This window comes from Shewanella sp. AC34-MNA-CIBAN-0136, from assembly GCF_040309945.1.
Classification (GTDB): Bacteria; Pseudomonadota; Gammaproteobacteria; order Enterobacterales; family Shewanellaceae; genus Shewanella.
The window spans coordinates 22,638-41,740 of sequence record NZ_JBEOPJ010000004.1 but is presented as its reverse complement, the minus strand read 5'-3'; the positions used below and the strand labels follow the sequence as shown (position 1 = coordinate 41,740).

Annotated in this window: 17 protein-coding genes; 10 read left to right on the top strand and 7 right to left on the bottom strand. The window is 41.7% G+C overall.

Annotated elements, in window-relative coordinates:
- Positions 1-51 precede the first annotated feature (51 nt).
- On the bottom strand, positions 52-1,719 hold the full coding sequence (gene ettA / locus AAEY94_RS05045; protein WP_101085675.1) for an energy-dependent translational throttle protein EttA: 1,668 nt from the start codon (positions 1,717-1,719) through the stop codon (positions 52-54).
- Between the two features lie 261 nt (positions 1,720-1,980).
- Here ettA and glyA point away from each other — a divergent pair, with 261 nt between their 5' ends.
- From glyA to AAEY94_RS05000, 9 genes are all read left to right on the top strand, one after another.
- Positions 1,981-3,234: a serine hydroxymethyltransferase gene (gene glyA, locus AAEY94_RS05040; RefSeq protein ID WP_101085673.1), complete on the top strand. Its 1,254-nt coding sequence runs from the start codon at positions 1,981-1,983 to the stop codon at positions 3,232-3,234.
- 114 nt (positions 3,235-3,348) lie between these two features.
- Positions 3,349-3,798, top strand: coding sequence for a transcriptional regulator NrdR (nrdR, locus tag AAEY94_RS05035; RefSeq protein ID WP_011636508.1), 450 nt, complete (start codon positions 3,349-3,351; stop codon positions 3,796-3,798).
- A 64-nt stretch (positions 3,799-3,862) separates the two neighbouring features.
- Positions 3,863-5,008 (top strand): bifunctional diaminohydroxyphosphoribosylaminopyrimidine deaminase/5-amino-6-(5-phosphoribosylamino)uracil reductase RibD, encoded by a 1,146-nt coding sequence (gene ribD, locus AAEY94_RS05030; RefSeq protein WP_192114437.1) that lies wholly within the window; start codon positions 3,863-3,865, stop codon positions 5,006-5,008.
- Positions 5,009-5,071: 63 nt separating this feature from the next.
- Positions 5,072-5,731, top strand: coding sequence for a riboflavin synthase (locus tag AAEY94_RS05025; RefSeq protein WP_350977728.1), 660 nt, complete (start codon positions 5,072-5,074; stop codon positions 5,729-5,731).
- A 103-nt stretch (positions 5,732-5,834) separates the two neighbouring features.
- Positions 5,835-6,938, top strand: coding sequence for a bifunctional 3,4-dihydroxy-2-butanone-4-phosphate synthase/GTP cyclohydrolase II (ribBA, locus tag AAEY94_RS05020; protein ID WP_101085667.1), 1,104 nt, complete (start codon positions 5,835-5,837; stop codon positions 6,936-6,938).
- 123 nt (positions 6,939-7,061) lie between these two features.
- Positions 7,062-7,538: a 6,7-dimethyl-8-ribityllumazine synthase gene (gene ribH / locus AAEY94_RS05015; protein ID WP_011636512.1), complete on the top strand. Its 477-nt coding sequence runs from the start codon at positions 7,062-7,064 to the stop codon at positions 7,536-7,538.
- A 13-nt stretch (positions 7,539-7,551) separates the two neighbouring features.
- Positions 7,552-7,956 carry a transcription antitermination factor NusB gene (gene nusB / locus AAEY94_RS05010; protein WP_101085664.1) on the top strand — a complete coding sequence of 135 codons (405 nt, stop codon included), beginning with the start codon at positions 7,552-7,554 and terminating at the stop codon, positions 7,954-7,956.
- An 87-nt stretch (positions 7,957-8,043) separates the two neighbouring features.
- Positions 8,044-9,000, top strand: coding sequence for a thiamine-phosphate kinase (thiL, locus tag AAEY94_RS05005; RefSeq protein WP_350977722.1), 957 nt, complete (start codon positions 8,044-8,046; stop codon positions 8,998-9,000).
- A gap of 10 nt (positions 9,001-9,010) precedes the next feature.
- On the top strand, positions 9,011-9,502 hold the full coding sequence (locus AAEY94_RS05000) for a phosphatidylglycerophosphatase A family protein (RefSeq protein ID WP_350977719.1): 492 nt from the start codon (positions 9,011-9,013) through the stop codon (positions 9,500-9,502).
- Between the two features lie 198 nt (positions 9,503-9,700).
- Here AAEY94_RS05000 and AAEY94_RS04995 read toward each other — a convergent pair whose 3' ends face one another.
- From AAEY94_RS04995 to barA, 6 genes are all read right to left on the bottom strand, one after another.
- A complete protein-coding gene (locus tag AAEY94_RS04995; RefSeq protein WP_101085655.1) occupies positions 9,701-10,843 on the bottom strand; it encodes a hypothetical protein in 1,143 nt (380 codons plus the stop codon).
- Positions 10,844-10,914: 71 nt separating this feature from the next.
- Positions 10,915-12,573 (bottom strand): DNA repair protein RecN, encoded by a 1,659-nt coding sequence (recN, locus tag AAEY94_RS04990; protein WP_182743618.1) that lies wholly within the window; start codon positions 12,571-12,573, stop codon positions 10,915-10,917.
- A 128-nt stretch (positions 12,574-12,701) separates the two neighbouring features.
- Entirely contained in the window at positions 12,702-13,670 is a 969-nt protein-coding gene (locus AAEY94_RS04985; protein WP_101085650.1) for an AEC family transporter, read from the bottom strand.
- Positions 13,671-13,758: 88 nt separating this feature from the next.
- Positions 13,759-13,959, bottom strand: a complete 201-nt coding sequence (locus tag AAEY94_RS04980; protein ID WP_101085648.1) for a DUF3319 domain-containing protein — start codon at positions 13,957-13,959, stop codon at positions 13,759-13,761.
- 84 nt (positions 13,960-14,043) lie between these two features.
- Positions 14,044-14,640: a YjaG family protein gene (locus AAEY94_RS04975; protein ID WP_101085646.1), complete on the bottom strand. Its 597-nt coding sequence runs from the start codon at positions 14,638-14,640 to the stop codon at positions 14,044-14,046.
- Positions 14,630-17,470 (bottom strand): two-component sensor histidine kinase BarA, encoded by a 2,841-nt coding sequence (gene barA / locus AAEY94_RS04970; RefSeq protein WP_502959382.1) that lies wholly within the window; start codon positions 17,468-17,470, stop codon positions 14,630-14,632. Before barA ends, AAEY94_RS04975 begins: the two co-directional genes overlap by 11 nt.
- A gap of 120 nt (positions 17,471-17,590) precedes the next feature.
- Here barA and rlmD point away from each other — a divergent pair, with 120 nt between their 5' ends.
- Entirely contained in the window at positions 17,591-18,970 is a 1,380-nt protein-coding gene (gene rlmD / locus AAEY94_RS04965; protein ID WP_350977714.1) for a 23S rRNA (uracil(1939)-C(5))-methyltransferase RlmD, read from the top strand.
- Positions 18,971-19,103: the final 133 nt, after the last annotated feature.

Sequence of the window (19,103 nt, the reverse complement as noted above, 5' to 3'; positions counted from 1 at the left end):
AGCAGAGCGCTGAGGCTCTGCTTTATTATTCAACACTTTATTGCAGACGAATTATTTATTTAAACGCTTGTATTTTAATCGATGCGGTTCTACTACATCGGTGCCTAAGGTGGCTTTTAACCAAGTTGAGTACTCAGTATAGTTACCTTCATAGAAGCTCACTTTACCTTCATCACGGTAATCCAAAATATGGGTCGCAATACGGTCAAGGAACCAACGGTCATGGGAAATAACCATTGCACAACCAGGGAACTCTAATAACGCTTCCTCTAACGCTCGTAAAGTTTCAACGTCCAAGTCGTTGGTGGGTTCGTCGAGTAATAATACGTTGCCACCGGCTTGTAATAACTTAGCTAAGTGAACTCGGTTGCGCTCACCACCCGATAATGAACCAATTATTTTCTGCTGATCGCCACCACGGAAGTTAAAGCGGCCTACGTAAGCACGGCTAGAAATTTCAGTGTTGTTGATGCGCATAATATCTTGGCCGCCTGAAATTTCTTGCCACACGGTGTTTTTGTCATTCATCGAATCACGGAACTGATCAACCGACGCAATTTGAACCGAATCACCGACAGAAATAGAGCCACTGTCTGGTTGTTCCTCGCCTGAGATCATTTTGAATAAGGTTGACTTACCCGCACCGTTAGCACCAATAATGCCGACGATAGCGCCCTTAGGAACCGTGAATGTCAAATCATCAATCAGTATGCGGTCACCATATGACTTGGTTAAATTAGTCACTTCAATGACTTTGTCGCCTAAACGAGGCCCTGGTGGAATAAACAGTTCATTAGTCTCGTTACGCTTTTGGTAATCGTTGGTGTTCAATTCTTCAAAGCGAGCCATACGGGCTTTACCTTTTGATTGACGACCTTTAGCACCTTGGCGTACCCACTCTAATTCTTTAGCAATGGTTTTTTGGCGGGCGCTTTCTGTGGACGATTCTTGGGACAAGCGCGCATCTTTTTGTTCAAGCCAAGATGAATAGTTACCTTCCCATGGAATACCTTCACCGCGGTCAAGTTCTAAAATCCAGCCAGCAGCATTATCTAAGAAGTAACGATCGTGGGTAATCGCCACCACAGTGCCGTTATATTCTTGTAAAAAGTGCTCTAACCACGCCACTGACTCTGCATCCAAATGGTTGGTTGGTTCGTCGAGTAATAGCATTTCCGGTTTTTCAAGCAATAAGCGACAAATGGCCACTCGGCGTCGTTCACCACCAGAGAGTACGGCAATTTTCTCATCCCAATCGGGCAGACGTAATGCGTTAGCTGCACGTTCAAGAATATGATCAAGATTATGCGCATCTTGAGATTGGATGATGGCTTCTAATTCGCCTTGCTCTTTTGCAAGTGCGTCGAAGTCTGCATCGGGCTCAGCATAAGCAGAATAGACCTCGTCTAAGCGTATTAGTGCATTTTTAGCTTCGCTTAGGGCTTCTTCGACGGCTTCGCGCACAGTTTGTTGTTCGTTTAAGCGCGGCTCCTGCGGTAAGTAGCCAATCTTTAACCCAGGCATTGGGCGTGCTTCACCTTCAATTTCGGTATCTATTCCCGCCATGATGCGCAGCAATGTTGATTTACCCGAACCGTTTAACCCGAGCACACCAATCTTAGCGCCAGGAAAGAAGCTTAACGAAATGTCTTTTAATATTTGCTTTTTGGGTGGGACAATTTTACCCACACGAAGCATGCTGTATACAAATTGAGCCATAATTATACTGTCTAATTGTCAACAAAGATGGTGATAATTCTACTGTATTATGTGCTGAACTCAACAGGCAATTGTGTGATTTTATCTAGCGTGCTTTTTAGACTCAATTCGCTAAACAATCTGCTAGCTTGGTGTTATCAACATGAATCGTTTTGTATTCAGAACACAGTGAATTTCATGTTGTTTGTACTGTAAATCATTATCGTTGCAGAGTAGAATACCGCGCAACCCTACTATATAGATAATGATGTTGGAGCTACCATGTTGAAGAAAGCGATGAATATTGCGGATTATGATCCAGAATTATTTAAAGCCATTGAAGATGAAACTTGTCGTCAAGAAGAACACATTGAATTGATTGCATCTGAAAACTATACCAGTCCACGTGTGATGGAAGCGCAAGGTTCTCAGTTAACTAACAAGTATGCTGAAGGTTATCCAGGCAAGCGTTATTATGGTGGGTGCGAATACGTTGATGTTGTTGAAACATTGGCTATTGAACGCGCAAAAGAATTATTTGGTGCAACTTATGCCAACGTACAGCCTCATTCAGGCTCACAAGCAAACAGCGCAGTGTTTATGGCGTTGTTACAACCGGGTGATACTGTTTTAGGGATGAACCTTGCTCATGGTGGTCATTTGACCCATGGTTCACCAGTGAATTTTTCAGGCAAGCTTTACAACATCATTCCTTACGGTATCGATGAAGCTGGCAAAATTGATTATGACGAAATGGAGCGTTTAGCCATTGAGCACAAGCCTAAGATGATGATCGGCGGTTTTTCGGCATTTTCAGGCATAGTCGATTGGGCTAAAATGCGTGAGATTGCTGATAAAGTTGGTGCTTATTTGCTTGTTGATATGGCTCACGTTGCTGGCTTAGTGGCTGCAGATGTTTATCCAACGCCAGTCCCACATGCACATGTGGTCACCTCAACAACTCATAAAACATTAGCGGGTCCACGTGGCGGGATTATTATTTCTGCTGCCGATGATGAAGTGTTGTATAAAAAGTTGAACTCAGCGGTATTCCCTGGTGGCCAAGGTGGCCCTTTAATGCATGTAATCGCAGGTAAAGCGGTTGCATTTAAAGAGGCATTAGAGCCAGAGTTCAAGGTATACCAGCAGCAAGTGGTTAAAAACGCTAAAGCTATGGTTGAAGTATTTTTAGCTCGCGGTTACAAAATTGTTTCTGGCGGTACAGAAAACCATTTAATGTTGGTTGATTTAATTGGTCGTGATTTAACCGGTAAAGAAGCAGATGCTGCATTGGGCAATGCCAACATTACCGTCAACAAAAACTCAGTGCCTGATGATCCACGTTCACCGTTTGTCACCTCTGGTGTTCGTATTGGAACGCCAGCAATTACTCGTCGTGGTTTTAAAGAAGCAGAAGCGAAAGAATTGACCGGTTGGATTTGTGACATTCTTGATGATGCATCTAACGCCGAAGTGGCTGAACGAGTGAAAGGTCAAGTGTTGGCATTATGTGCCCGATTCCCTGTATACGGTTAATCGTCACTTGATGCCTGTTGAAAAGGTTTAGGTTAACCTTGCTCAACAAATAGGATAAACTTTAATGGCCGCTAATTGTTAGCGGCCATTTTGTTTTTTTCTGCAGGAGGTTCAATGCATTGCCCTTTTTGTAGCGCGACCGATACCAAAGTTATAGATTCTCGATTAGTGGCTGATGGTCACCAAGTACGTCGCCGCCGGGAATGTACCGAATGTCATGAACGTTTCACCACGTTTGAAGGCGCAGAATTAGTCATGCCTAGAGTCATCAAACGTGACGGCACTCGACAACCATTCGATGAAGAAAAATTGCGTGGCGGCATGCTACGTGCGGTCGAAAAACGCCCAGTCTCAATTGATGAAATTGAACAAGCATTGACTAAAATCAAATCAACACTGCGCGCGACAGGTGAGCGTGAGGTGAATTCTGAAATGATTGGCAATCTGATGATGGAACAGTTGATGAGCCTTGATAAAGTGGCATATATCCGCTTTGCATCGGTTTATCGCGCATTTGAAGATGTATCCCAATTTGGTGAAGCCATTGCTAAATTGCAAAAGTAATGCTGCTTAATAATATCTGTTTTAATGGTTTTAATGGCATTTAAGCAATAAGAGATTATCTCCCATGTCTAACTGGTCTACCTTTGACACCCAAATGATGAGCCGTGCCATCGCGCTTGCCGAGAAAGGCCGTTATACCACTCGGCCAAATCCTTGTGTCGGTTGTGTCATTGTTTATCAGAATAAGATTATTGGTGAGGGTTATCATCAACGTGCTGGCCAAGGGCATGCCGAAGTTAATGCGCTGAAAATGGTGCATGATAATGGCTTGTCTGCTGAAGGTGCCACGGCGTATGTCACTCTTGAACCTTGCAGTCATTATGGCCGCACACCACCTTGTGCTTTAGGCTTAATTAATGCCAAAGTTGCCAGAGTTGTGGTATCGGTGACCGATGCAAATCCACAAGTGTCTGGTCGCGGTATAACCCTGTTACGTGAGGCTGGTATTAACGTTGATGTTGGATTGCTCAGCGAACAAGCCTATGACCTTAATCTGGGTTTTATGAAGCGGATGAAAACAGGACTTCCTTGGATAACGGTAAAGATAGCAGCCAGTTTAGATGGTAAAACGGCTCTGTCTAATGGCGTGTCGAAGTGGATTACTGGCAGTGCAGCAAGAGCTGATGTGCAAAAATACCGCGCTAGCCATTGTGCATTAATCACTGGTGTTGAAACCATTCTTGTCGATGACCCAAGCCTTAATGTGCGCTATGAGGCGTTAGGTGAGTTAACCACTCGCCATACAAAAGATGAAATCTTCCAACCTCTAAGGGTTGTGCTCGACAGTCGCGCAAGATTAACAGCAACACAGCAATTATTTTCAATTCAAAGTCCTATTTTACTGGTTTCTGGCTGTAATTATCCCGAAAGCACCAAAGCTGCATTTCCAGATCACGTATCATTTCTTCAGTTAACGTGTGACTCGTCAGGCAGAATCCCATTGTTAGCTTTGCTAACATATTTAGGTCAGCATACTAATTCTGTTTTAGTTGAAGCCGGTGCTACCTTAGCCGGAGCATTTGTCGCCCAAGGGCTCGTTGATGATATTGTGCTTTACCAGGCGCCTAAACTATTAGGTAGCCACGGACGTAATATGTTGCAGTTACCTAATTACAGTACAATGGAGCAAGCGCCGGCACTGCAATTAATTGATGAACGCAACGTTGGACAAGATAAGCGTTATATCCTCAGATATAATCAACCCTATTAATGTGCGTGTTGTTCAGTCCAAAACCTGAACAACAGCAACGTTTAACTGCAAAAAGTGAGTATTATGTTTACAGGAATAATCGAAGCCCTTGGCACATTACGTAAAATTGATCGCAAAGGTAACGATATCCGCTTAACAGTTGCCAGCGGTAAGCTGGATTTAACGGATGTAAAGCTAGGTGACAGTATAGCAACCAATGGCGTGTGTTTGACCGTTGTTGAGCGTTTAGGTGATGGTTACGTTGCTGATATATCAGCTGAAACCGTTGACTTAACTGGCTTTAGTCGTTATCAGGTCGGTCAAAAGGTTAATCTTGAGAAAGCGGTTACGGCAACCACTCGATTAGGTGGACACATGGTAAGTGGACACGTCGACGGCATTGCAAAAGTTGAGCAATGCGCTTACAGAGGTAAATCAATAGAGTTTTGGTTATCAGTACCGGCCCAATTAAGTCGCTATATTGCTCACAAAGGCTCGATCACCATCGATGGTGTGAGCCTGACTGTTAATGAAGTCGATGGTGCTCGTTTTAGATTAACGATTGTACCTCACACTGTAGGTGAAACCACGCTGGTGGATTTAAAAGTAGGCGATAGTGTCAATATCGAAGTCGATTTAATCGCGCGTTATTTAGAACGTTTAATGCAACCGGAAACTAACCATGTGCAGCCTTCATCGGGCGTGACCATGGAGTTACTCGCTAAATCAGGTTTTTTACGTTAATCGCGACAGTAAAATACCATTTGTACCCTATACATAATATGCAATACCAATAGATTTAATGCCTAAGGTTTAAATCAAACACTTACTAAATAAAGGTCTGACAATGGCGCTACATAGCATAGAAGAAATCATTGAAGATATTCGTCAAGGTAAGATGGTTATCTTGATGGATGATGAAGACAGAGAGAATGAAGGTGATTTGATCATGGCCGCTGATAAAGTGACGCCAGCAGCAATCAATTTCATGGCAACCTATGGCCGTGGATTAATTTGCCAAACAATGACCAAAGAGCGTTGTCAGCAGCTTAATTTGCCTTTAATGGTTACCAATAATAATGCCCAGTTCTCGACTAATTTTACTGTATCAATTGAGGCGGCGACCGGAGTCACAACAGGTATTTCTGCTCATGACCGTGCAGTGACCGTACAAGCTGCCGTTGCAAAAGACGCCAAAGCCTCTGATTTAGTGCAACCTGGACATATTTTTCCGTTGATGGCACAAGAGGGCGGAGTATTAACCCGCGCTGGCCACACTGAAGCGGGTTGCGATTTAGCGCGCTTAGCTGGCTGTGAACCTTCAGGCGTCATTGTTGAGATTTTAAACGAAGATGGCACCATGGCGCGCTGTCCAGACTTAGAAATATTCAGTGAAAAACATGGGATTAAAATCGGTACTATTGCCGATTTAATCGAATACCGTAACACTAACGAAACTACCGTTGTACGTGAAGCTCAGTGTAAATTACCCACTCGTTTTGGTGAATTTACTATGGTGACGTTTAGAGACACTATCGATAATCAATTACACTACGCCTTGGTTAAAGATGAAGTAAAACCGAATTGTTTGGTGCGTGTGCATTTGCAAAACACCTTTAATGATTTGCTGCATTCTGAACGTGATCAAAAGCGCAGTTGGCCATTAGAAAAAGCCATGGAGCGGATTGCTTCCGAAGGTGGCGTTTTAGTACTACTGGGTAATGATGAACATACAAGTAATTTATTGGCCAAAGTAAAAGCCTTTGAAGCTGAAGATAATGGTCAATCTCCTGCGCCAGCAATGTGGCAAGGAACATCTCGTCGTGTTGGCGTAGGCTCTCAAATTCTGTCGAGTTTAGGTGTCAGCACTATGCGTTTACTCAGTTCGCCAAAACGTTATCATTCACTGTCTGGTTTTGGTTTAGAAGTGACTGATTATATAGCTGAATAATTTTGGCTTATGGTAAATTTAACAAATTCATTAATTGCATAGCGCTCAGGGCTTTTGGCTGTGATATCATAACGCCTCTTTTTGCCCCGAGCCGGGTGCTTTAGCTAATTTAGGTAAGATAGAATGAACGTAGTTCAAGGTAATATCGAAGCGAAAAATGCCAAAGTGGCGATCGTAATATCGCGATTCAATAGCTTTTTAGTTGAAAGTCTGCTTGATGGTGCAATAGACACATTAAAGCGTTTCGGCCAGGTCAGTGACGACAACATTACTGTTGTTCGCGTACCTGGTGCAGTTGAATTACCGCTTGCAGCAAAACGTGTTGCAGCAAGTGGAAAGTTTGACGGTATCATTGCATTAGGTGCTGTCATTCGTGGCGGTACACCTCATTTTGAATTTGTTGCTGGTGAATGTAACAAAGGTCTTGCACAAGTTGCATTAGAGTATGATCTTCCTGTTTCATTCGGTGTATTAACTACTGATACCATTGAGCAAGCTATTGAGCGCTCGGGTACTAAAGCAGGCAATAAAGGTGGCGAAGCAGCCCTTAGTTTGCTTGAAATGGTTAATGTACTGCAACAACTAGAACAACAGCTGTAATAGTAGGAAAAGTATGAAACCTTCAGAGCGCCGTAAGGCCCGCCGTTTAGCCGTTCAAGCCATTTATTCATGGCAGTTAAGTAAAAACAAAGTTGCTGACGTAGAACATGAGTTTTTAACTGAACAGAACACTGACGGTGTTGATGTCGCTTATTTTCGTGAGTTGTTAACTGGTGTAGCATCAAAAACATCGCAAATTGATGAGCTGTTAAAGCCGCATCTTGATCGTAATTTTGAAGAAGTGTCACCAGTAGAAAAAGCCATTGTGCGTCTGGCAACTTATGAGTTGACCTTCCGTAAAGATGTGCCGTTTAAAGTGGCGATTAACGAAGGTATCGAGTTAGCGAAAGCGTTTGGTGCTGAAGATAGTCACAAATTTGTCAACGGCTTGCTTGATAAGTTAGTGAAGCATAAGTAACACCAGAACGGTATCTTCGGATACCGTTTTCATTTGTTATTAATTGTTTCAAAATTGAGGTGGACGGTTTACCGTACCAGACTGAATGTGAAAGAATTCCAACTCATTGAATATTACTTCCGCAATAAAGGCCTAAAAAGGCGCGATGTAGAGTTAAGCATCGGCGATGACTGTGCGTTAGTGAATCCTGCAGACAATAAATCGATAGCGATTTCTTGTGATACCCTCGTTGAAAATGTCCACTTTTTAGCAAGCATTCCTGCTCATGCTTTAGGTTATAAATCGTTAGCGGTTAACCTTTCTGACCTCGCCGCCATGGGAGCAGAACCAGCCTGGTTTACCTTAGCACTGACGCTCCCCAATGTTGACCAGCCTTGGTTAGCACATTTTAGTGAAGGCCTGTTCGAGATTGCAGAATATTATGGTATTGCCTTAATTGGTGGTGATACTACCCGTGGACCTCGCAGTATCAGTATTACGATTAATGGCCAAGTTCCTAAAGGTACTGCATTAACTCGTGATGGTGCAAAAATTGGTGATTGGGTCTATGTCACCGGTACTTTAGGTGACTCAGCTTTAGGTCTTGATATCCTCAGAGGCGTTAAAACGGTTAACACTGAAGATAAAGAATATCTGATTAATCGTCATTATTATCCAACGCCTCGTGTTTTAGCTGGCCAAGCTCTGCGTACACTTGCCACCAGTGCTATCGATTTATCTGATGGCTTAATGTCTGATATTGGACATATATTAACGGCATCGAAAGTGGGCGCCATCATCGATGTGAATCTAATTCCGTTATCAAACTCAATTAAAGCCAATCTTAGTCATGAAGATGCATTAAGCTATGCACTCACGGGTGGTGAAGACTACGAGTTATTGTTTACGGTTCCAGAATCACAACGCGGCGCAATTGATACCGCGTTAATTCATGCAGGTGTCAAATTTGTAAAAATTGGTCAAATCTGTGCAGGTGATAAATTAAAATTAGTCGAAAATGGGCTGGAATTTAACCCGATTTCACGTGGCTTTGTGCATTTTTAATTGAAGTACTATGAGATTATTAACCCAAGATAAATTCGTAAAAAAGCTGTCTTTAGCCCATCCAATTCACTTTTTGGCATTAGGCTTTGGCAGCGGTAAAGCGGCAAAAGCACCGGGTACCTTTGGTACCTTAGCCGCGGTGCCCATAGTGTTGCTCATGCAACAGTTAAGCTTAACTAATTACCTGACCATTACCTGTATTTGCATGCTCGCTGGCTTTTATATTTGTGGCAAAGCAGCTAAAGATATGGGCGTACATGATCATGGTGCTATTGTGTGGGATGAAGTGGTTGGGTTGATGATCACCATGATTGCAGCGCCTTTAGGTTTTATGTGGTTAGCACTTGGTTTTGTACTATTTCGCTTTTTTGATATCGTCAAACCATGGCCTATTCGCTGGCTCGATGCCAAAGTGCATGGCGGTTTTGGGATAATGATTGATGATGTATTGGCGGGAATCTTCTCGTTAATAGGTGTGCAGCTTGCGGTCTATTATCTATAACTGATTATCTATAACTGATTATCTATAACTGATTATCTATAACTGATTATCAATACCTGATTATAAGTAACTGATCATAATCAACGATTAGCAAAGAATTATAAATGCACTTATAAATCGTACCTAATACATAAAAAGAGCACATTTGTGCTCTTTTTATGTCGATAATACTCATACTAAATCAGTTGCAGCTACTTACTAGGATGATTTTGCGGTAAGTAGATTGGTCCGCAATTGCTCTAACTCTGTATTCATATTGGTTAAACGTTGTTTGTAATCTGTTCCATAAACAGTGCAATTAAATAGTTTACCAATCGGATTGTAGCGTAACATCCATAATTGCTGAAAATAATTGTCGTTAGCACAATAATTTGGTTCTTTGAGCGTGTGCATCGAGGTCGTTGAAACTGGTTCCTTTACTAAGCTGACAATATACTCAGCCATAAGATTGTCACTGTCTGTTGGCTTAAGCAACGCATAGGCTAACCATTTCTCATAAAAAGCCACGCTATCAGACTGCACTTCAATTAACATTTGTTCTGTAACGTTATGGGCAAAAAGCCATTCTCCAGAAAATATCCGTTCAAAATCACTATCAGTTAATTCGAAAGATGTTTGCCAAGCTGTGACTTTGGTTGCAACAGCTGCATCAGTGGTTTTAGCTAAGGTGCTAGCTAAATTAAGCTGATATTTGATCATGTTAACGGCAATCATATGATTGAGTGTTGTGCGAGATGAGTGATAAACCATATTCCAAAAATGTGCATCTTTGTTTAAAAATGCCACTGTAGCTTGTTGGTCAAGTTTGTTGTCAGATGTATCTACACTTATTATCGCAGCAAGCTGACGAACATCTCTTAACTTAAAAAGCAGACCCCAATGAGCTTGATTGTTTGGGGTTAAAGACTGTGGTTCTTCTTGCCAATAAGGCATATCTAATAATGTATTATATTGTTGTATATTGGCATTATGAGCGCCAATGACATTTCTAATACTATCGCTATTATCGCTAATAAATTGACTGCATATTATCAAATCCGTTTGATAACAAGCCGTTTTAAAGTTGTCAGTTAACTCAACTTCTTGCTCGCTGAAGCTGATTAATGGCTTTTTATCATTTGTTTTATCGTCTCCTATTGTGCCTACGATAGTAATTGCATACTCATAGCCATTTTCGCTAGGGTCGATAGGTTGCTGTTTTAGCCAGTTTTCAACTAAAAGAGTGTTAGGTGACTTTGTTCTGTCTGTTGCATTAATGGCCACTAAACAGACAACGGTAAATACCAGTAAGCTGCATATTAGCCCGACAAAAATACCCAAGCCCTTTATTACTTTCATCATTATGATTTATCCGTAAATCTATTTTAACTTTACGTTAACATATTGATTTGCTTTTTATAAGTGCATAACGATTATTGCAACAACTCACGGGCATTCGCCAAGGTATTTTCGGTAATGACATCACCACCTAATAAGCGCGCAAGTTCATTCACCCGTTGATCTTTATCCAACGTCTGCATGGTCGTTTCGGTGTTGCCACCTTTATTAAATTTATTCACAAACATATGTTGATGACCATTACCTGCAACTTGCGGCAAATGGGTGACACACAATACTTGAGTTGATTCGCCAAGGCTGCGTAACATACGACCGACTACCGATGCTGTTGGTCCAGAAATACCCACATCAACTTCATCAAATATCAGTGTCGGAGTGGCGACTTTTTTAGCCGTGATCACTTGAATCCCTAATCCAATACGCGATAACTCACCGCCAGAGGCAACTTTAGAAATCGGTTGTAATGGTTGCCCAGGGTTTGTGGTCACCATAAATTCAATGCTATCGCAGCCATTAACTGAAATGTTGTCCGGATTATGATTAATCTGAATGGTAAATTTACCCTTAGGCATATTGAGCTCATGGATAGACTGGGTGACTAGCTTGTCCAATTCTTTGGCATAACGGCTACGACTTTGACTCAGTTTTTGTGCATTGGTTAAGTAGGCATTTCTGGTGGCTTCAAGTTGTTGTCTTATACCATCTAATTTAGTTTCGTCGTCAGCAAGTTCGGCTAATTCACTCATCAATGCTTGATGATGTAGCGCCAGCTTATCAGCACTCACATGATGTTTGCGCGCCAATTGCATTGCGGTTGAAAGACGTTTTTCTAAATAGGCAAAATGTTCTGGATCAAGCTCTAAACTGCTTAAATAACTTTCAATTTCGCTAGCGCTTTCTTGTACTTGAATTAACGCATCGCTGATCATAGTGCTGATAGGCGCAAGGGATTCATCATATCCTTGAAGCGTATCAGCAATACTGGCCACTTTATTAAGCAGAGATTCTATATTGCCTTCATCACTTTCGGTCAATAAATGCAAACCTGCTTGGCAACGTTCAATTAAATCTGTGCCATTGGCTAAGCGTTTGTGTTCTTGTTCTATTTCATCAAATTCTTCCAAGCCTAAGTTGAACTCATTAAGCTCTTCTACTTGATATTGCAGTAGCTGTTGACGCGAAATACGTTCGTGCTGAGCTTGTTCAAGATGCTTTAGCTCGTTTTCCACTTGTTTGCAGCGTTGATAGCTAGCGCTAACGCTATCGAGCAGTATTTTGTGGTTAGCATAGTGGTCGAGTAGGTTTAATTGATGCTCGCTTTTAAGCATTGCGTGATGAGCATGCTGGCCGTGAATACCAATCAATAAGTGACCGATGGCTTTTAATTGCGTCACGGGCACAGGATTACCATTAATGTAGGCTCTTGAGCGGCCATCACTGTTAATGGTTCGACGTAATATGCACTCATCTTCAGCATCAAGATCGCTATCTTCAAGCCAGCGTTTGGCTAAAGGTACATCATGAAGGGTAAATCGTGCACTCACTTCGGTTTTGGAGGCTCCAGGCCTGACAGTGTTGGCATCACTTCGATTACCAAGGCATAACCCAAGCGCATCGATAGCAATCGATTTGCCTGCACCTGTTTCGCCGGTGATGCTTGTCATACCGGCTTTAAAGTCGAGCTCTAAAAAACGCACGATAGCAAAATTGTTGATGCTGAGTTGGCAAAGCATAATAAATTCCTGTCAATGAAACTACCAAACCACTGTATTGATAAACAGTATATACTGATTTTATATACAGTAAAGTGGTTGAGGAATAATTATCGCTGACTATTTTATCATCTAGATTTGATTGTTCATTAAGCAATGGATTTTAAAAGTGTTTCTATTATCGGCAAACTGATAAAAGTGATTAATGTGCCATATAAAATACCTTGGGCGCTGACATTGGCGTTAATTTGGTAGCGGTCGGCCAAAAGGTACACACTTGCTGCTGTCGGTAACGCTGCCAAAATGACTCCCATGGTCAGTAATTCCTTTTCTACGCCGAACAGTTTGAGTAAACCAAAGGCAATTAAAGGTTGAATAATTAGCTTGAGTAAATTGATTAAATTCAGTTCCGCAATCAAACCAACACTGAACATTTTTGTGCCAGATTGATGTCTTAATGCTTTGGCAAGTACCATTCCTATAGCAAACAGTGCACATGGGCTAGAGGTATTTCCCACCTGATGTAGCATTAAGGCCAAACTATCCGGTAAGGTAATATGCAGTGCTGATAAACCGATGCCAATAACACTGCCAACCACGATTGGATTTTTATACAGGGCATTAGCCATGATGACGATGGCATGGTCGGTTGATTGTTTATCACGGCTGGCTAGCTCAATTGATACTAAAGCAAAAGCAAACATGAACACCGACAACAAGCTGGCAATCGCTGCAGCGACTAATGCCATTTTATGACCTGGGAATAATAAACTCAGCAATGGAATGCCAATAAATGCGGTATTACCAAACGTAGCATTTAATGCGCGCATGGCGGCAACTGCTTGTTTTTTAGGTGTGCGAATTAGTGATACAACAATCACTAAAGCATAAGTGATGATCATCGCCAGACTAAACCCACCGATAAAGCCCCATTGAATAATGTCTTCAATGCGCGTTTCAGCTAGCACAATCAGTAATATAGCGGGGAAAGCAATGTAATAAACAAACTGATTGAGGATCAAATCGGTGTCTGCTGGCAACAGTCGCATTTTTTGAACAATACTGCCGAGCAGCATAATAATAAATACAGCGATTAGCGGGGTAAGAATACTGGACATCCCTCGCAATTCCTTAGCAAAATGATAATAAGGTCACTTTACTGCTTTTCGATAGGCGGATGCAATTAGGCTAAAGTTAAACGAGTGATTATTTGTCAGATTTTAAGGCTAAATTCGCTTTTGATATTTTCGGTGGAGGTAATATTCCAAGTTCAGAAAAAAAATGCACTTGCCGCCTTAACTCAAATAACGAACCCACTCGTACTTGATTGCCAATCACTAGCGTCCAGTTATCAGTTTTACCATTGGTGTTACTGAAAGTGAAACCTTGATAAAAAATTCTTCTCATGGCGCGACACCTAATAAAAAGCCTGAATAATTTCAGGCTAAATGACGTTTATTGGCAGTAACCGATCCGTGCTACAAGTTTTTGCTACAGGCTAATACCAATATTAGACACACCGGCTTCGATAATATCTTTACGTAAACCTTTAACCAGTTCGCTGGTTATGTCTGGATTAGCTTCGACAATGTCGAGTAACATGCCTTGTAATTCTTTTTCTTGTTCCATTACTGGGTGAGAAAAAACAAACTCATCGAGTTCTTCATCCATTAATGACTCATCGCTAATAGCTTCAATATAATTGGCGACAGTACTTGATGATAACTTACTGATGTTAGTAATATCTTCTTCAATTTTTCCATCTATCGCACCCATTAAGGTGGCAATGGCTACAGCCGCATCCATGGCGGGATAAGCACCATAGGCTTCAAACTCGCTAGGATCAGGGGTGTTTTCATCGAGGCGCTGTAAATGCACATCAATATTGAACTTAAGCTTTTTGTCATATTGGCTTTGCCATAATAACTCTAGCGCAGTACTTAATACCTGCGGTTGGCCAAATTCACATACTTCAGAAAATAATTGATAGTTTGGGAGCATTCTTTGACACAGTGCGAGTGCAAAAAGTTGCTTCTGAGGTAACGACAATGCCTTTAGGCGTTTAAAAAAACCGGTTTTACTGGTCATTGGGAACATCCACTGATAGCTGGTTTATCACTTGATTTGCAGCTGATTCTACCTTAGTTAACTCATCAAGTAACTCTAGTATTTCAGGTTCTAGGTCATCGATGTCAATTTTATGCTTTAATGCTGACTCAATATCCCGGCAGAGCTTTTGTGTTGTCGGTACACCGCAATAACATGTTGCACCATGCAGTTTATGCACTGCCTGCAACAGTGTCTCTGCATCTCTGGCTATTAATGCTTTATCGATAGTTGCGGTTGTTTCCGGTAATGAATTAACTAACATCTTTAACATGTCTAAGGCTAAATCAGTTTTCTGGTTTGCTTGGGTTAAACATAAATCCCAATTGAGAACATGGGTGTCGAAATGAGTAAATTGAGGTTTAATTATCCAGCGGCTGATAACGCTTTTTAGTGATAATTCATCAATCGGTTTAGGCAAGAAACCATCCATACCGCTAGCTAAAATATTCTCACGTTCTTCGGCTATAGCATGTGCCGTTACTGCAATAATCGGCGTATTACGGTTGAGTGATTCTGAACGTATTTGCTGTGTTGCGGTTATGCCGTCGGTTCCTGGCATTTGAATATCCATGAAGATTAGGTCAAATGCTTGTTTTTTAGCTTGTTGAATCGCATCGGCGCCATTATTAACGGTCACCACATTGTCGACTAGTTCTTTGAGCAAAGTATCAATTAACTTTAGATTGGCCATGTTGTCGTCAACGGCTAATACTGATGCATTGAGGCGTTGTGTTACATCAAGATTTATTTGCTCAGGTAAACTGACAAAAGTAGAAGGTACTGGTGGATATATTAAATGATGCGCTAGGGTAAAATCGCTCACTGGGGTGCTGAGCAACACATCTGCGTTGACTTTTAGCACATTGATTATCATGTCTTGATCTAGACAGTCATGTAATAAAATCAGGCAGTCAGTATGTTGTTTGGCTTGCTGTAATAAATGGATAAAAGACGCATTGTCGGCAAAACCATGGCAGCTCATGATGATGTAATCAAATTTGCTGTTTTTAGTTTGTAACACGGAGGTGAGATTTTCTGGATTGGCCACATTAGTGATAATTAATTGCCACGACACTAAGCGGCGATTTAATGTATCGCGGGTTAATTCCCGTGGTTCATATAATAAGACTGATTTATGTTGCAATGCATCAACCGGCAACACTTCGCCAATTTCAAATTGACTGATCCCAAGTGGCAGAATAAACCAGAAATTTGAACCTTTATTGGGGGCCGAGGTAAAGCCTATCTGGCCACCCATCTGGTTGATTAAGCGTTTAGTAATCACTAAGCCCAATCCTGTGCCTCCAAAGCGACGTGAAATGGATGAGTCGGCTTGACCAAATGCTTGGAATAAATATTCTTGCTGACTCTCATCAATACCAATACCGGTATCAATAACTTCGCAGCGCAGGGTAATGTTATCTTCGTCCTGACCCACTAAGTGTATTTTGAGTATGACACTGCCTTTGTCGGTAAACTTAATAGCGTTACCGACTAAGTTAGTAATAATCTGGCTGACTCTCATCGCGTCGCCACTGACACTTTCTGGCACATTAGCATCAATGTCGATAACCAGTTCTAGGCCTTTCTCTTGTGCACTACCGGCAATAATAGTCAGGGTTTCAGTTAGCGTTTCTCGCAGTGCAAAAGGCATTTTTTCTAATATCATTTTACCGGCTTCAAGTTTAGAGAAGTCGAGAATATCGTTAATAATACCGAGTAGGTTACTGGCGCTGCGTTCAATGGTTTTTATGTAGTCGAGCTGGCTAGTATGCAGAGGTGTTTTTAATAACTGTCTTGCAAATCCTATGACACCATTGAGTGGTGTACGTAACTCGTGCGACATGTTGGCTAAGAATTCTGATTTTATCCGACTCGCTTCAAGCGCGCGTTTTTTGGCAATATCGAGCTCAACGTTTTGAATTTCAATCTGCTCGAGGGTTTCGCGTAAATCAGAGGTTGCTTGATCAATATTTTGCTGCATTTCATCGTGATATTCTGACAATGAACTTGCCATTGCGTTGATCCCTCGTTTGAGTAGATCCAGTTCCCCAATCAAGTTGCCTTCTAGGCGAGTGTCGAGTTTACCTTCACGAATTTTGGCTACCACTCGCACCATTTCGGTAATGGGGTAGTTCACGTGTTTGACTAAGCGGAAGGTAAAAAATAGGTTAAATTGCACGCCGATTAATACGATAATAAACGCCGCTATAGCCGCTCGATGTTGTTCGAGCAAGGCGTTCTCTTTATTTAGTAATACTGATATGTAGCCTAATATTCGCTCTTGTTGATTATTGTAAATTGGCGCAACGACACCATTGGTAGAGGCATTATTATCGATGTCGCTGTTACTTTGACGATTTATACTGGCAACATGTTTTTGTTCTAACCCAGTATGGGATATTATTGGCACACGAATGACTAAGGTATCGCCAATCGTTTCATGTTCTGTACCGATTAAGTTTGCCAGCGTTTGTTTGTAACGCATCGTTTCAAAATCTTTGTGGTAGTGCGAAGTGACAAAGAGTTGGTTTTCGGCATCAAAAACAGCAATAGATAAGATTAGCGATGCATTGTTTATCTGCGAGGCGGCGAGTAAAAGTTTAGTTGATTCACGGTCTTGAGTGATAATACCAAATTCACTGGCAATGGCTAATGGCTCAACAATGTTGCTGCCTTTTTCAATTAAGGTTTGTTCCAATTCATAAAAGCGGTTTATCGTGAAATAACTTCCAAGTAGAATACCCACTACAATAGTGGGCGCTAACGCAAGTACCAGAACCCAAGAGCGTAGGCTGTATTTGGTCATATTGTTGGCACTTTTCATGGCTGTTAGGTATATCCCTGTTACTAAATCGCTGTTATTCCGTCTAGACTGCCAGATATGGCGCACTCTTGACTAGTTTTTTATTCAATACCTGAGGCCGAAATGGCACAATTTTTCCAAGCAAAACCGAACAAATCTAAGCAATTATCAGCAAAGTTAAGCCTCAGTGTCACTCAACTTGACCATTTAGGTGCAGGCATAGCGCAACATCAAGGCAAAATAGTGTTTATTCCGGGAGTGTTACCGGGAGAGACCGCTACGGTGCAATTTGTCGAACAAAAGAAAAGCTACGCTAAAGCCAAGCTCATCACTATTGAGTCTGCATCGGCTAATCGAATCAAACCTCATTGCCCACATTATCAACAATGTGGCGGTTGTGATTTGCAGCACATGGACACTAATGCGCAACGCGAGCATAAGCAAACTGCCTTGGTTGATTTAATCAGCAAGCTGTCGAGTGCTAAAGCCATTGATGCTGATATTATCGCTGACCCTATAGTGGGTGAGGCCTGGCATTATCGCCGACGCGCAAGATTGGCCACATTATTTGATAAAAATACTCAGCGGTTACAACTTGGGTTTCGCGCCGGAAATAGCAATAAAATTGTTTCCATTCAGCAGTGCCCAGTGTTATCTGAGTCATTGTCTGCTTTGATTACTCCATTAGCGGCTAATTTAAATCAACTTAAAGCTAAGGCCAGTTTAGGGCACGTTGAACTCACCCAAGCTGATAACGGTAATTTTGCGGTACTAAGAGTGACTAAAGTATTACCGGCTTCCGATATTCGCTGGTTAACGGGTTTTGCCGAAAAACACCAGCTTAACTTATTATTGCAAGATGATGCTGGTCAATTAACCCAATTGTTCCCCTTGCTGCCTGTTGTTGATGCCGCGGGTGATGAAGCTGTCGCGTTACCTTATTATCATCTTGCACAGGAGGCTGTTCGTTGTTCATTCACTCCTGGTAATTTTGTCCAAGTTAATGGTGCTATTAATCAGGCCATGGTCGATCAAGCCATCGAATGGTTAGACCCTCAACCAGGTGAGCGTATTTTAGACCTATTCTGTGGTGTGGGTAATTTCAGTTTACCGTTGGCATTAAAGGCAGCAGAAGTCATTGGTGTTGAAGGTGTGCCTGAAATGGTGCAACAAGCCAAGCAAAACGCTGTCGACAACCAATTGGATAATGTGACTTTCTATCATGCGGATTTAAGTGCTGATCTATCGACACAAACATGGTTAGGCAAAATTGATAAACTGTTGCTGGACCCTGCTCGAGCAGGTGCTTTTGAAAGTTTACAATGGTTACAGAAAATGCAACCTAAAAAAGTGGTGTATGTTTCATGTAATCCGGCAAGTTTAGCGCGTGACAGTAGTGTATTATTAGCCAGTGGATATCGAATTGCCCAAGTAGGATTAGTCGATATGTTTCCGCAGACGCATCATATTGAAGCCATGGTGTTATTTGAATTAAATATTTAAACAACGATTTTTTAGCCGCTTACGATAGGTATGCTAAAAAATTGGCCAACTGAACGCTATTGAATTGACAAAATAATATTGCGCTTCAAGATAGGTTGTTCAGTTGGTGTTAACACCATATATGCACACTATG

Bases quoted from the DNA above. Each gene is read 5' to 3' on its own strand.
- ettA (WP_101085675.1), bottom strand. From the start codon at position 1,719: ATGGCTCAATTTGTATACAGCATGCTTCGTGTGGGTAAAATTGTCCCA.
- glyA (WP_101085673.1), top strand. From the start codon at position 1,981: ATGTTGAAGAAAGCGATGAATATTGCGGATTATGATCCAGAATTATTT.
- nrdR (WP_011636508.1), top strand. From the start codon at position 3,349: ATGCATTGCCCTTTTTGTAGCGCGACCGATACCAAAGTTATAGATTCT.
- ribD (WP_192114437.1), top strand. From the start codon at position 3,863: ATGTCTAACTGGTCTACCTTTGACACCCAAATGATGAGCCGTGCCATC.
- AAEY94_RS05025 (WP_350977728.1), top strand. From the start codon at position 5,072: ATGTTTACAGGAATAATCGAAGCCCTTGGCACATTACGTAAAATTGAT.
- ribBA (WP_101085667.1), top strand. From the start codon at position 5,835: ATGGCGCTACATAGCATAGAAGAAATCATTGAAGATATTCGTCAAGGT.
- ribH (WP_011636512.1), top strand. From the start codon at position 7,062: ATGAACGTAGTTCAAGGTAATATCGAAGCGAAAAATGCCAAAGTGGCG.
- nusB (WP_101085664.1), top strand. From the start codon at position 7,552: ATGAAACCTTCAGAGCGCCGTAAGGCCCGCCGTTTAGCCGTTCAAGCC.
- AAEY94_RS05000 (WP_350977719.1), top strand. From the start codon at position 9,011: ATGAGATTATTAACCCAAGATAAATTCGTAAAAAAGCTGTCTTTAGCC.
- AAEY94_RS04995 (WP_101085655.1), bottom strand. From the start codon at position 10,843: ATGATGAAAGTAATAAAGGGCTTGGGTATTTTTGTCGGGCTAATATGC.
- recN (WP_182743618.1), bottom strand. From the start codon at position 12,573: ATGCTTTGCCAACTCAGCATCAACAATTTTGCTATCGTGCGTTTTTTA.
- AAEY94_RS04985 (WP_101085650.1), bottom strand. From the start codon at position 13,670: ATGTCCAGTATTCTTACCCCGCTAATCGCTGTATTTATTATTATGCTG.
- AAEY94_RS04980 (WP_101085648.1), bottom strand. From the start codon at position 13,959: ATGAGAAGAATTTTTTATCAAGGTTTCACTTTCAGTAACACCAATGGT.
- AAEY94_RS04975 (WP_101085646.1), bottom strand. From the start codon at position 14,640: ATGACCAGTAAAACCGGTTTTTTTAAACGCCTAAAGGCATTGTCGTTA.
- barA (WP_502959382.1), bottom strand. From the start codon at position 17,470: ATGACCAAATACAGCCTACGCTCTTGGGTTCTGGTACTTGCGTTAGCG.
- rlmD (WP_350977714.1), top strand. From the start codon at position 17,591: ATGGCACAATTTTTCCAAGCAAAACCGAACAAATCTAAGCAATTATCA.